We start from the raw sequence: 12,787 nt of genomic DNA, 5'->3' as shown, positions 1-12,787 counted from the left end.
AGGCCTGCTCACAGGGTGAATCGACACATCGGGACGGCCGCCATACACTTCGACGCAACCCGAGAAACCAACGGGAACAACACAATAAAGAAAAACGCCTAACCGGATAAGGAGAAATCAACCGTGTCAATTGTTGTCGATGCCAACGTGCTGCGAAGCACCAGCGATGCGATTCAAGCGCACATGGAACACGCGATCGCGATCGCGCAGGGCTACTTGGCCAACCAAGAAAATGTCATGAATCCGTCCACCTGGTCCGGCGACGCGGTCGTCGCCTCTCACATGACGGCGTCCGAAGTTTCCAACGACCTCAACAAGGTCTTGACGGGCGGCACCCGCCTGGCCGAGGGCCTCAAGCAGGCCGCGGCCCTGATGGAAGCCCACGAGGCCGATTCACAGCACGCGTTCCGCGCGCTGTTCGGCGGCTCCGCACAAAACCTCGCTTAACTGCCAACCCATTTCGCTTCAGAGAGGACATCACCATGACAGGCCCCATCGCTTACAACCCGGGCCCGGTGGCCGACTTCGCGGCCGACGTCGGTTCCCGCGCCGGTCAGCTCGACGCCATTCACGCCGACGTTGCCAACAAGACCAACTCGCTGCAGGAGTTCTTCGCCGGCCACGGCGCGACGGGGTTCTTCGACGCGCAGTACCAGATGCTGTCGGGACTGCAGGGCCTCATCGACACGGTGCGCCAGCACGGCCAGACGACCGGCCACGTGCTCGACGCGGCGATCCAGACCGACACCAACATCAGCCACCTTTTCTGAAATCGCCTGCCCCAGCGGCACTGTCGTGTCCAGGGGCGGAGACCAAGGTGGGGCGCCCACGCCTCGCATGTGCCCCACCTTCGGTGTGCCCGGCGACCTGTCTGAGGTGAAAGCGGCTTGCTGACAACGACAATCGACGGCCTGTGGGTGTTGCAGGCGGTGACCGGCGTCGAGCAGCTGTGCCCCGAGCTCGGCCTGCGGCCGTTGCTGCCTCGGCTGGAAACCCCAGAGCTGGCGCTGCGCCACCCGGTGGTCGCGGAACTGAAAGCCTGCGGTGCCCTCGACGAGGCCGGCAACGCGGACCCGATGATCCGGGAATGGTTGACCGTGCTGCTGCGGCGCGACCTCGGGTTGCTGCTGCACATCAACGTGCCGGGGCGGGATCCGACGCGCGCGGCAATCTGCCGGTTCGCCACCTGGTGGGTGGTGTTGGAACGCCACGGCGACCTCGTGCGGCTCTATCCGGCCGGCACCGCCAGCGAGGCGGCCGCGGCCACGGAACTCGTGGTGGGGCAAGTCGAGCGATTGTGCGGCGTGGCGGAAGCCGCGCCGCTCCGGCCGGTCACCGTGGACACCAAGGAGCTGCTGGAGTCGGTGCACGACGCCGCCAGCCTGAAATCATTTCTGCTCAGGCAGCGCTTGGACGTCGACCAGCTGCACATCGTCACCATGGCCGCCGATCCGGGGCGGTCGGCCTCGGCGGCCATCGTGGCGGTGCAGGCCGGTGTCGGCCCGGACAAAACGGCCCGATTGGCGATCGGGGAGTCGGCCGTGGCCATCGTCGACACCGCCGCCGGCCGGCTGTGCGTCGAAGGCATGACGTCGGGTGGGCGGCGCTACCAGGTCCTGTCACCGGGATCGCGCAGCGACATCAGTGCGGCGGTGCAGCGGCTCATCCAGAACCTGCCCGCCGGCGAGGAGTGGTACTCCTACCGGCGCGTGGTTTGACCCACGCCGCAAAAGTGTCCGTTACACCAATCACGGGAATGGTAAAGCCCAACTCGGTTCTAATGCACTTCGCGGTTTAGTGGACGGGGAAACGGACTATCGCGAATCGTGTTAGCATCGACGGTCGTGACGACACCTTGGAATGACCCCAATATGTTTGACGAAGAGAGGCTTGGGCGGGGGGATCCGTCAGCGGTGCGCCACCGGGATTCGGTATCGGACACCATGCGTATCACCGATTTAGCCGCCCCCCGAAAAATTCCCCCGGGTTCGGGTTGGCGGAAATTCATTTACGGCCTTTCGTTCCATAAAATAAACCTCGGAGAATCGCCGGGCGAACGCCATTATCGCGAATTAAAGGAACGCATCCGTAGGCACATTCGGCGGCAATTTGTCATCACGCTGGTCTCCGGCAAGGGCGGCGTGGGGGTGTCGACGATGGCCGCGTGCATCGGGGGTGTGTTCCGCGAATGCCGGCCCACCAACGTGATCGCAATCGATGCGGTGCCGGGCTTCGGCACCCTGGCGGACCGGATCGACGAATCGCCGCCCGGTGACTACACCGCGATCATCAACGACACCGACGTGCAGGGTTACGCGGACATCCGCGAACACCTGGGGCAGAACGCGGTCGGGCTCGACGTGCTGGCCGGCAACCGGACGTCGGACCAGCCGAGGCCGCTGGTGCCGGCGATGTTCGCCGGGGTGCTGGCGCGGCTGAGGCGGACCCACAACGTCATGGTGGTCGACACCGCCCCCGACCTTGAACACCCGGTCATGAAAACCGTCCTGGACAACACCGACACCCTGGTGTTCGTCTCCGGCATCACCGCGGACCAGTCCCGGCCGGTACTGCGCGCCATCGACTTCCTCAGCGCGCAGGGCTATCACGAGCTCGTGTCGCACAGCACCGTGATCATCAACCACACCGACAGCGCCGTCGACAAGGACGCCCTGGCCTACTTGACCGAGCGGTTCACCAAGGTCGGCGCGACGGTGGAGGTGATGCCGTTCGATCCGCACCTCGCCAAGGGCGGGATCATCGACACGGTCCACGAGCTGAAGAAGAAGTCGCGGCTGCGGCTCTTCGAGATCACCGCCGGGCTCGCCGACAAGTACGTGCCCGAAGCAGGCGCCGAGAGGGCCCAGCAGTGACGTCGCCCCACAAGGTCGCCTTCCCGGCGCGGTGCGCAGTCAACATCTCCTATGACAAGCACCTGTGCTCGCAGGTGTTCCCCGCGGGAACACCGGTGGAAGGCTTCTTCGAGGGCATGGTGGAGCTGCTCAGCGACGACCTGAAGCGCAAGGGTTTCGACGGCGTGGCCCTGCCGCCGGGCAGCTACGAGCTGCACAAGGTCAATGGGGTACGCCTGGACGTCAACAAGAGCCTCGACGAGCTCGGCGTCCAAGACGGTGACACGCTGGTGTTGGTGCCTCGGGTCGATGGGGAATCCTTTGAGCCGCAGTATGAGTCGCTGTCGACGGCCTTGGCGGCCATGGGCAAGTGGCTCGGCCGCGACGGCGGCGACCGGATGTTTGCTCCGGTGACGGCGCTGACCGCCGCCCATACCGCGATTGTGATCGCGGTGATGGCGGCCGCTGTGGTGGTGGGCCTGACACTGCGGCAACGGACCGTCAGCGACAGCCTGATCCCGGCGGCCGTTGGCGGCGCGGTCGGGCTGCTCCTGGCCATCGCCGCGGTCGTCGTGTTCACGGGATGGCCGCAGCGCCGTGACATGTTCAGCGGATTCGCCTGGCTGACGGTGCTTTTGGTTGCCGTTGCGGGGAGCTGCGCGCCCCCCGGAAAGCTGGGGGCGCCGCACGCAATGATCGGACTGGTCGTCGTGATCCTGGGCGCCATCGCGATCAGCGTGGCGACGCGGAAACGGTGGCAGACCGCGGCGGCGACGGCGGTGGTGACCGTGTGCGGGATCATGGCCGGCGTGGCCGCCGCCCGGATGTTTCGGCCGGTGTCGGTGCAGGTGCTGTCGATCTGCGTGCTGTTCGGTCTGCTGGTGCTGGTGCGAATGGCGCCGACGATCGCGCTGTGGGTGGCGAGGGTGCGGCCGCCGCACTTCGGATCCATCACCGGACGCGACCTGTTCGCGCGCCGCGAGGGCATGCCGGTGGACACGGTGTCGCCGGTGAGCGCCAACGAAACCGAGGACGAGGACGACGAACTGACCGACATCACCGCCCGCGGGGCCGCGATCGCCGCGTCGGCGCGGTTGGTCAACGCGGTTCAGGTGGGCCTGTGCGCCGGGGTGTCGACGGTGTTGCCCTTCGCGGTGTGGGGCGTCCTGGCGCCGGGTCGCCGTTGGGCGTGGCTGGCCCTGCTCGTGGCCGGACTGGTGGTGGGCATCTTCATCACCCAGGGCCGCGGATTTGCGGCCAAATACCAGGCGGTCGCCCTGGTATGCGGGGCATGCGCGGCGGTATGCGCCGGTGTCGTCAAGTACGCGCTGACCGGGCCGAGGAACCTCGAGACCGGGCTGATCTGGCCGGTGGCGCTGGTCGTCGCCTTCGCCGCGCTGGGTTTGGCCGCGGCGCTTTTGGTGCCCGCGACGCGGTTCCGGCCGTTGATCCGGTTGACCGTCGAATGGCTCGAGGTGTTGGCCATGATCGTCTTGCTGCCGGCCGCCGCGGCGCTGGGAGGGCTGTTCACGTGGCTTCGCCACTGATACCGGTGTGCACCCGCGCCGCCGCTGTCGTCGCAACCCTGAGCCTGATCGCGGTTACGGGCAATATTCCTGCCGCCCAAGCTATTTCACCACCCAAAGTCGATCCGGCGGCGGTGCCGCCGGACGGGCCGCCGCGGCCTGACCAGCCGATGCGTCGCGCCAACAGCTGCTCGGTGCCGATCACCGTGAAAACCCCGGACGTGTCGCAGATAGCGCCCGGCTTCGACCTGCTCAACATCAGCCACGCATGGCAGTACAGCACCGGCAACGGCGTGCCGGTGGCCGTCATCGACACCGGCATTTCGCCCAATCCGCGATTGCCGGTCGTGCCCGGCGGTGACTACATCATGGGCGAGGACGGCCTGTCGGATTGCGACGCGCACGGGACGGTCGTGGGCGCGATCATCGGCGCCGCGCCGCAAGGGCTTACCCCGATGCCGCGTCCCATCCCGCCGGCGCCCGCGTTTCCCCCGCCGGCGGCACCGCCGCCGGCCGCCGGGGCGCCGTCGCCCCCGGTGGAGGTTCCGCCACCGGCGCCGCCCCCGCCGCCACCACCTCCGGTGACGATCACCCTGGTTCCTCCTGCGCCTCCGCCGCCACCGCCCCCGGCGCCGGAAGCCGGCGCGATGGCTCCCTCGAACGGGCCGCCGGATCCGCAGACCGAGGACGAACCCGCGGTGCCGCCGCCCCCGCCCGGGGCCCCCGACGGGGTGGTGGGCGTGGCGCCGCACGCCACCATCATTTCGATACGGCAGTCCTCCCGGGCCTTTGAGCCGGTCAACCCGCCGCCGGCCGACCCGAACTCGGACGAGAAGGTCAAGGCCGGCACGCTGAATACGCTGGCGCGGGCCGTCGTTCACGCGGCGAACATGGGCGCGAAGGTGATCAACATCTCGGTGACCTCCTGCCTGCCGGCCGCGTCCTCTACCGACCAGCGCGCGCTGGGCGCGGCGCTGTGGTACGCGGCGACCGTCAAGGACGCCGTGGTCGTCGCCGCGGCCGGCAACGACGGGGAGGGTGGTTGCGACAACAACCCGATGTATGACCCCCTGGACCCGTCGGATCCGCGCGACTGGCACCAGGTCAAGGTCATCTCGTCGCCGTCGTGGTTTTCCGATTACGTCTTGTCCGTGGGCGGCGTCGACGCCGGCGGTGCGCCGATCGACAAGAGCATGTCGGGTCCCTGGGTTGCCGTGGCCGGGCCGGCAACGCACATCATGGGACTGTCGCCGCAGGGCGGGGGGCCGGTGAACGCCTACCCGCCGTCGCGGCCCGGTGAGAAGAACATGCCGTTCTGGGGAACCAGCTTTTCGGCCGCGTACGTCAGCGGAGTCGCGGCGTTGGTTCGGGCGAAATACCCTCAGCTGACGGCACATCAGGTCATCAACCGGATCGTGCAGTCGGCGCACAACCCACCGGCCGGCGTCGATAACAAGGTGGGCTATGGCCTGGTCGACCCGGTCGCCGCGCTGACGTTCAACATCCCGCCCGGCGACCGGATGCCCCCCGGGGCGCAAAGCCGGGTGATCACGCCACCGGCACCGCCGCCGCCGCCAGATCACCGGGCGCGCAACATCGCCCTCGGGTTCCTGGGTGCCGTGATCGCCGGTGTGCTGGTGGTGGCGACGGGCGCGCGGCTCCGGAGGGCGCGATGAGATCGGGGCTGACCGGGTTCAGCCCGCGCAGCAATCGGCGGGTCGTCGGGATCTTGGTGGTGTTCCTGCTCGCGCTGGCGGGCTGGGCGGTGGGCGGCTACGTCGGCGCTGCGGTGGCCGTCGTCGCGGGCATCGCCGTGGTGTTCGTGCGGTGGCGGGGCCAGCCGGCCTGGTCGTGGGCCGTTTTGGCGCTGCGGGGCCGGCGGCCGATCAGCTGGAGCGACCCGATCACCGTGGCCAGCAACCGATCTGGCGGCGGGGTGCGCGTCCAAGATGGGGCCGCCGTGGTGGCGGTGCAGCTGCTCGGCCGGGCGCACCGCCCCACCACGGTGACCGGCTCGGTGAGCGTCGAGACCGAGAACGTCATCGACATCGTCGAACTGGTGCCGATGCTGCAGCACCCGCTGGGCTTGGAACTCGACTCGATCAGCGTCGTCTCGTTCGGGTCGCGGTGCGGCGGCGTCGGCGACTACCCGCGGGTGTACGACGCCGAGATCGGCACCCCGCCGTACGCGGGCCGCCGCGAAACCTGGCTGATCCTGCGGCTGCCGGTGATCGAGAACACCGGCGCGCTGCGCTGGCGGACAACCCTTGGCGCAACGGCGATCTCGGCCGCCCAGCGGGTGGCCGGGCAGCTGCGCTGCCAGGGGCTGCGCGCGAAGGTGGCCACCGCCACGGACCTGATGGAGCTCGATCGCCGCCTCGGCTGGGACGCGGTGTCGGGCACGATGCAAAAGTGGAAGGCCATCCGCGGCGAGGCCGGCTGGATGACGACGTACGCCTATCCGGCGGAGGCGATCAACTCTCACGTGCTCGCCCAGGCCTGGACGCTGCGCGTCGACGAGGTCGTCCAGAACGTCACCGTCCACCCGGACGGGACCTGCACCGCAACGGTCACCGTGCGCACACCCACGCAGGCGCCCAGCCCGCCGAGCGTGGTCCTGCGCCGCCTCAACGGCGAGCAGGCCGCCGCGACCGCCGCCAACATGTGCGGGCCCCGGCCCCTACTGCGTGGTTTGCATCGAAGTCCGTTGCCGCACAGCCTGATCGTCGAGATCGGGCCGTCGGGGGTGTTGGTGGGCAAGCTCGGCAACGGCGACCGACTGATGATCCCGGTTACCGATGCAGGCGAGCTGTCACGGGTCTTCGTCGCCGCCGACGACGCGATAGCCAAGCGGATCGTGATTCGCACCGCCGGTGCGGGCGAGCGGGTCAGCGTGCACACCCGCGACCTGAAGCGCTGGGCCAGCGTGCGGATGCCGTTGGTCAGCGTCGTCAACTCCTCCCGGCCGGCGCCGCGCACTACCGTGAGCGTGGTCGAACACGCCGTCCAACAGGGCGGCGACGTCGCGATCTCGCCCGCGCCGCGGCCCGCCACCGTGATGACGATCGCGCCGGCCGGCACTCCGCTTCCGGACGGACACGGACATGCCTTCGAGGTGGCCGTCCAGCAGGTCAGCGGTGCGACGGTGAAAGTCACTGCGGCGGGCGAAAGTTGGCTGGTCGACATGGACCTGTTCCGGGCGGAGAACCGATATGTCAACCTGGAGTCTGTCGCGATGTCATTCGCCACGTAGCGTCGAGGATGGTGCAGACGATGGGGGATTTGCTCACGGCGCGTAGGCATTTCGACCGCGCCATGGCAACCATGGAGCGGCAGGGGCGCGTCGCGGCGTTGCCTGAGTTCATTGCCGCCACCGAGGCCGATCCGTCGATGGCCGACGCCTGGCTGGGCCGCATCGCCTGCGGCGACAACGACCTGGCCTCCCTGAAGCGGCTCAACCATCACCGCGAGTGGCTGCATCGTGAAACCACGCGGATCGGCCGGGCACTGGCCGCCGAGATGCAGCTGGGCCCCTACATCGGCATCACGGTCACCGACGCATCCCAGGTGGGTCTGGCGCTGTCGTCGGCGCTGACGATCGCCGGTGAATATGCCGACGCCGACCGGCTTTTGGCCAATCGCGAGCTGCTTGACTCGTGGGGCAACTACCAGTGGCACCAGTTGGCCCGGGCATTCCTGATGTACGCCACGCAGCGCTGGCCGGACCTGTTGTTGACGGCCGCGGAGGAGCTGCCGCCGCAAGCGATCGTCATGTCCGCGGTCACCGCGTCGATCTGCGCGCTGGCCGCGCATGCCGCCGCGCATCTCGGGCAGGGCCGGGTGGCACTGGACTGGCTGGACCGCGTCGACGTGATCGGCCAGAACACATCGTCGGGCCGGTTCGGTGCCGAGGTGCTGACGGCCTCGATCGGTCCGGCCGACATCCCGCTGCTCGTCGCCGATTTGGCGTATGTGCGGGGGATGGTGCACCGCCAGCTGCACGAGGAGGACCGTGCCCAGATCTGGCTGTCGAAGGCCGCGATCAACGGGGTGCTGACCGACGCCGCCAAAGCCGCGCTCGGGGACCCGAACCTGCAGTTGGTCGTGACAGACGAACAGACCATCGCCAGCCGCACCGACAAGTGGGACGCATCGACCGCAAAGAGCCGTGAGCAGCTGGAGGACGACGACGCGGCCGGCCGGCGCGCCGAGCTCCTGGCCGAGGGGCGACGCCTGCTGGCCAAGCAGGTGGGCCTGGCGGCGGTCAAGCAGGCGGTGTCGGCGCTGGAAGACCAGCTCGAGGTGCGCATGATGCGCCTCGAGCACGGGCTGCCGGTCGAGGGCCAGACCAATCACATGCTGCTGGTGGGACCGCCCGGCACCGGAAAGACGACCACCGCCGAGGCGCTGGGCAAGATCTATGCGGGCATGGGGATCGTGCGGCATCCGGAGATCCGGGAGGTGCGGCGGTCGGATTTCTGCGGCCACTACATCGGCGAATCCGGGCCGAAGACAAACGCGCTGATCGAAAAGTCGCTGGGCCGAATCATTTTCATGGACGAGTTCTATTCGCTGATCGAACGCCACCAGGACGGCACGCCGGACATGATCGGCATGGAGGCGGTGAACCAGCTGCTGGTCGCCCTGGAAACCCACCGGTTCGACTTCTGCTTCATCGGGGCCGGCTACGAGGAACAGGTGGACGAATTCCTCACGGTGAACCCGGGTTTGGCCGGCCGGTTCAACCGCAAGCTGCGTTTCGAGTCCTATTCGCCGGCCGAGATCGTCGAGATCGGGCACCGGTACGCCGCACCGCGGGCCAGCCTGCTCGACGACGGCGCCCGGGAGGCCTTGATGAATGCGGCCACCACCATCCGCAACTACACCACGCCCGGTGGTCAACACGGCATCGACGCCATGCAGAACGGCCGGTTCGCTCGCAACGTCATCGAACGCGCCGAGGGGTTCCGCGACACCCGGGTGGTCGCCCAGAAGCGCTCGGGCCAGCCGGTGACCGTCGAGGATCTGCAGATCATCACCGCCGCCGACATCGAGGCCGCGGTGCGCAGCGTGTGTTCGGACAACCGCGACATGGCCGCCATCGTCTGGTAGGTCGCGGCGTCCAGTGACGTGTCGATTGGTGCGACCGAATTGCCGCTACGCCGGCTCGAATCGGAACACGGCGAGCCGGCCGGCCAAAGCCTCGAATTCGTCGGCGGTGCCGTCGCGCACCATCCCCGAGCGCTTCGCGAACGCCACGCCGACCGGGACTTCGGTGGGAAACGCGCGCAGCACCGGCCGTGCTTCCTCGGGGCCCAGCTCGACGATCTTGACGGTGCGCGACCGTCGGCCCCGGCTCAACGTGCCCGTGCCGGCGGCGCGGGCATTCGCCGCCCAGTCGGCACCGGGGTAGCCCGCGACGACGTAGAGGCCACCGCGAAACTCGAACGGCGTCATCGGCGTGCTGCGCGGCTGACCCGATTTGCGGCCCGGCACCGTCAGCACCATGGCCGGACCGGTCGGTATCCCGAGCCGCTGGACGGCCATCATCACTTTGTTCATGCGCTTGAGGTAGCGCGGCGGGCGTGGATCGGACATGTCAGCTCTCCTTCGTCTCGGACTTTGCGAACAGGTCGCGGTGCTCCGACACCCACTGCGCGAACGGGGTCGCCGGGCGGCCCAGGATCTTTTCCACGTCGTGGGTGACCAGCGCGGGTTTGTCGAGGGTCTCCGCCTGCATGGCGATATACGCGTCGGCGAACTCGGCGCCCAACCCCAGACCGATGAACCGCTGCCGCACCATTTCCGCCGGCGCTTCGTGGTATTGCAGCGGGCGGCCGAGAACCTCGCCGATGACCCCGAGCAGCTCCGAGTTGGTGAACGCCTGCGGACCGGTCATCGGGATGCGTTGTCCCACAAGGTCATCGGTGAGCAGCGCGCGCGCCGCGACGGCCGAGATGTCGCTTTCCACGATCGGCGCCGACGATGCCGCGGCGTACGGTCCGCCCACCACGTCCCCGGCGCGGAGTTGCGCGCCCCACATGCCGGCGAAGTTGGTCGCGAAGACCGAGGGCCGCAGGCTCACCCAGGCCAGGCCGGAATCCACGGCGAGCTGCTCGGCCTCCTTGTTGCGATCGCCGCGGAAGCGCGAGGGCTGGCGCGAGAAGTCGTCGTCGGCGTTGATCGCCGACAACGCAACGAGCTTCGTCACGCCGGCGCGCCCGCAGGCGGCGACCACGTCGGCCAGGTGCTCGCCCAGGGCCCGCGAATTGAGGAACACGGCAGAGGCGCCCGGCAGGGCGTCGGCCGGTGCGCCGACCGCCTCGACCTCTTCCGGGAACCCGGCGGCGTCGGGCGTGCGGGTGACGGCGCGCACCCGGGCGCCCGCGGCGAGCAGTTCGGCGACGAGCGGGCGCCCGACGTTGCCGGTCGCTCCGGTTACGACGATTGTCATGGGGGTGGGTCCTTCCGTGAGTTTTCCTGACTGCGCATACGACGGCGCCGGAGCCGGGAAAGTTACAGCCGCAACGCGTAACTTTTTGCGGCCCCACATCGTCGAAGGAACATGAACCAGTCACCGTCGCCCCGCGACCAGGTCGCCGAGGCCTGGCGCCTGCACCGCCCCTATCTGGTCAACCTCGCCTATCAGATGCTCGGCGACGTCGGCGACGCGGAAGACGTTGCGCAAGAGGCTTTTCTGCGGCTGTCGCGGACCGAACCGAACGAGATCGACGACGTTCGCGGCTGGCTGACGGTGGTGGCGAGCCGGCTGTGCCTCGATCAGGTGCGTTCGGCGCGCGCCCGCTACGAGCGGCCGGGCGAGGTCGACGAACCGTCGGCGACGCCTCGCTCTGACCCCGCCGACCGTGTCACGCTGGACGACGAGGTCCGTACCGCGCTTCTGGAAGTCTTACGGAGGCTCAGCCCCGGGGAACGGGTGGCCTTCGTGCTGCACGACGTGTTCGGCGTCCCGTTCGACACGATCGCCGAGACCGTCGGACGCCCCGTCGGCACCTGCCGCCAGCTGGCGCGGCGCGCTCGAACCAAATTCACTGCGGCACAACCGAAATTGAACGACGTCGCCCCGTCCGAGCACCAGCTCGTCACCGACAAGTTCATCACCGCGTGTGCCAACGGCGACATCGCCGGATTGACCGCCGTGTTGGATCCCGCGGTCTGGGGGGTGGGCACGGTGCTGGCCGACCCGGCCCCGCCGCCACAGGTCAACCACGGGCCCGATGCGGTGGCCACCAACCTGATGCGCTACCTGGGGCCGGATGTGACCCTGGTCAGCGGTCCCGCCGGGGGGCCGGCGGTGCTGGCCTTCGCCGACCGCCGGCTCTTCGCCGCGATCGTGCTGACGGTCCGCGGTGGCCTCGTGACCAAGATCGAGGCCGTCGCCGACCCGCTGGCGCGGTTGGGTGCCGAGCGGCGGCCCTAACGCGGCGCGGGACGCTCCGGGCGCGCCGCGAAATGACCCGCGATCGTCGCGGTGATCTGGAGAAACTTGCGCCGCGTCGCCGGGGCCATCTCGCCGTCCACGTCGATCACGCCACCGGGCCGCAGGTGGGGATCGTAGGGGACTTCGATCACCGGCTGCCCGTGCTCGACGAACTCGCGGGCCAGCAGCTCCCGGGTGCGCTTGTCGGCGTGGCCGTCCGAGTCGTTGAGCACCACGATGGTGTGGCGCAGCAGCGTTGTCAGCCGTTGTTGTGACAGCCATTCGATGGTCCTGGCGGCGGCGTTGGCCCCGTCGGCCCACGGCGAGGTCACCACGACCAGCGCGTCCAGGTCGCGCAACACCTCCTGGGTCACCGGCGAATCCATCGTGGAGCCGCAGTCGATGACCGAGATCGTGAAGTGGCGGTCCAGCCGGCGCGCGGCCTCCCGGTAGACCGCGGGATCGAGGACTCGCCGGGGGCCGGATGCCGGTTCGCCGCCGAGCACGTGCAGGCCGGCGGCATTGCGGCCGAGGCGCCCGACCACGTCGGCGTACGACTCCAGATTCTTGTCGGAGGTCAACCCCCAGAACGAGCTGCTCGACCGTGGGTCGATCCGGTAGCCCAACCGGCCGAACGCGGTGTCGGCGTCGATCGCCACGACGTGGTCCTGCGGACGCAGTTCGGCGAAAAGCGATCCGACGCTGGCGGCCACCGACGTCTTCCCGACGCCGCCCTTGCCCAGCACGCCGACCTTGTAGTGGCCATGAAGCGGGATTCGGATCTCCGATTCGTACTGTGCCTCCTGACGCTGGGCGGCCGAGGGACCGGGCCTGATCAGACCGAAGGTGGCCAGGCGCACGACGCGTCGCCAACCCCGGTCGGGCGGCCCGGGCGGCTCCGCCGCGGGCGGGGTCTCGCGCGCAGGCTGCGGGGGTGGTTGTCGGGCGGGGGGGGGGCGCCCCGGGGC

12 protein-coding genes are annotated in these 12,787 nt (G+C 69.0%); 9 read left to right on the top strand and 3 right to left on the bottom strand.

Going from position 1 to position 12,787, the window contains the following annotated elements; translation table 11 throughout:
- The first annotated feature begins 123 nt into the window (after positions 1-123).
- From A5705_RS15525 to eccA, 8 genes are all read left to right on the top strand, one after another.
- A complete protein-coding gene (locus tag A5705_RS15525) occupies positions 124-447 on the top strand; it encodes a WXG100 family type VII secretion target (RefSeq protein WP_067879691.1) in 324 nt (107 codons plus the stop codon).
- A gap of 35 nt (positions 448-482) precedes the next feature.
- Positions 483-770 (top strand): WXG100 family type VII secretion target, encoded by a 288-nt coding sequence (locus A5705_RS15520; protein ID WP_067879694.1) that lies wholly within the window; start codon positions 483-485, stop codon positions 768-770.
- 117 nt (positions 771-887) lie between these two features.
- A complete protein-coding gene (locus tag A5705_RS15515; RefSeq protein WP_068278444.1) occupies positions 888-1,718 on the top strand; it encodes an ESX secretion-associated protein EspG in 831 nt (276 codons plus the stop codon).
- 126 nt (positions 1,719-1,844) lie between these two features.
- Positions 1,845-2,873, top strand: coding sequence for a MinD/ParA family protein (locus A5705_RS15510; protein ID WP_156763135.1), 1,029 nt, complete (start codon positions 1,845-1,847; stop codon positions 2,871-2,873).
- Positions 2,870-4,399 carry a type VII secretion integral membrane protein EccD gene (eccD, locus tag A5705_RS15505; RefSeq protein WP_082956491.1) on the top strand — a complete coding sequence of 510 codons (1,530 nt, stop codon included), beginning with the start codon at positions 2,870-2,872 and terminating at the stop codon, positions 4,397-4,399. The genes A5705_RS15510 and eccD overlap by 4 nt, the downstream gene beginning before the upstream one ends.
- The gene (gene mycP / locus A5705_RS15500) at positions 4,384-6,054 is read left to right on the top strand and encodes a type VII secretion-associated serine protease mycosin (RefSeq protein ID WP_068278442.1); all 1,671 of its coding nucleotides are present in this window, start codon (positions 4,384-4,386) and stop codon (positions 6,052-6,054) included. The genes eccD and mycP overlap by 16 nt, the downstream gene beginning before the upstream one ends.
- Positions 6,051-7,631: a type VII secretion protein EccE gene (gene eccE / locus A5705_RS15495; RefSeq protein WP_068278441.1), complete on the top strand. Its 1,581-nt coding sequence runs from the start codon at positions 6,051-6,053 to the stop codon at positions 7,629-7,631. Before mycP ends, eccE begins: the two co-directional genes overlap by 4 nt.
- An 8-nt stretch (positions 7,632-7,639) precedes the next feature.
- Complete coding sequence (gene eccA, locus A5705_RS15490; protein ID WP_156763134.1) at positions 7,640-9,490, top strand: type VII secretion AAA-ATPase EccA; 1,851 nt, start codon at positions 7,640-7,642, stop codon at positions 9,488-9,490.
- A 45-nt stretch (positions 9,491-9,535) separates the two neighbouring features.
- Here the strand turns inward: eccA and A5705_RS15485 are convergent, their stop codons facing one another.
- Together A5705_RS15485 and A5705_RS15480 are read right to left on the bottom strand one after the other, a co-directional pair.
- Positions 9,536-9,976 (bottom strand): nitroreductase family deazaflavin-dependent oxidoreductase, encoded by a 441-nt coding sequence (locus tag A5705_RS15485; RefSeq protein WP_068278439.1) that lies wholly within the window; start codon positions 9,974-9,976, stop codon positions 9,536-9,538.
- A gap of 1 nt (position 9,977) precedes the next feature.
- A complete protein-coding gene (locus tag A5705_RS15480) occupies positions 9,978-10,832 on the bottom strand; it encodes an NAD(P)H-binding protein (RefSeq protein WP_068278437.1) in 855 nt (284 codons plus the stop codon).
- 111 nt (positions 10,833-10,943) lie between these two features.
- On the opposite strand from A5705_RS15480, the gene sigI reads away from it, so the two are divergent.
- Positions 10,944-11,819, top strand: a complete 876-nt coding sequence (sigI, locus tag A5705_RS15475) for an RNA polymerase sigma factor SigI (protein ID WP_068278434.1) — start codon at positions 10,944-10,946, stop codon at positions 11,817-11,819.
- Here the strand turns inward: sigI and A5705_RS15470 are convergent.
- Positions 11,816-12,787, bottom strand: a 972-nt coding sequence (locus tag A5705_RS15470) for a MinD/ParA family protein (RefSeq protein WP_231982464.1), incomplete at its 5' end; no start/stop codon positions are given. The two genes, sigI and A5705_RS15470, sit on opposite strands and share 4 nt — an antisense overlap.

The organism is Mycobacterium sp. E787 (genome assembly GCF_001668725.1).
Taxonomy (GTDB): Bacteria; Actinomycetota; Actinomycetes; order Mycobacteriales; family Mycobacteriaceae; genus Mycobacterium.
This window is presented reverse-complemented; position numbering and strand designations above follow the sequence as displayed.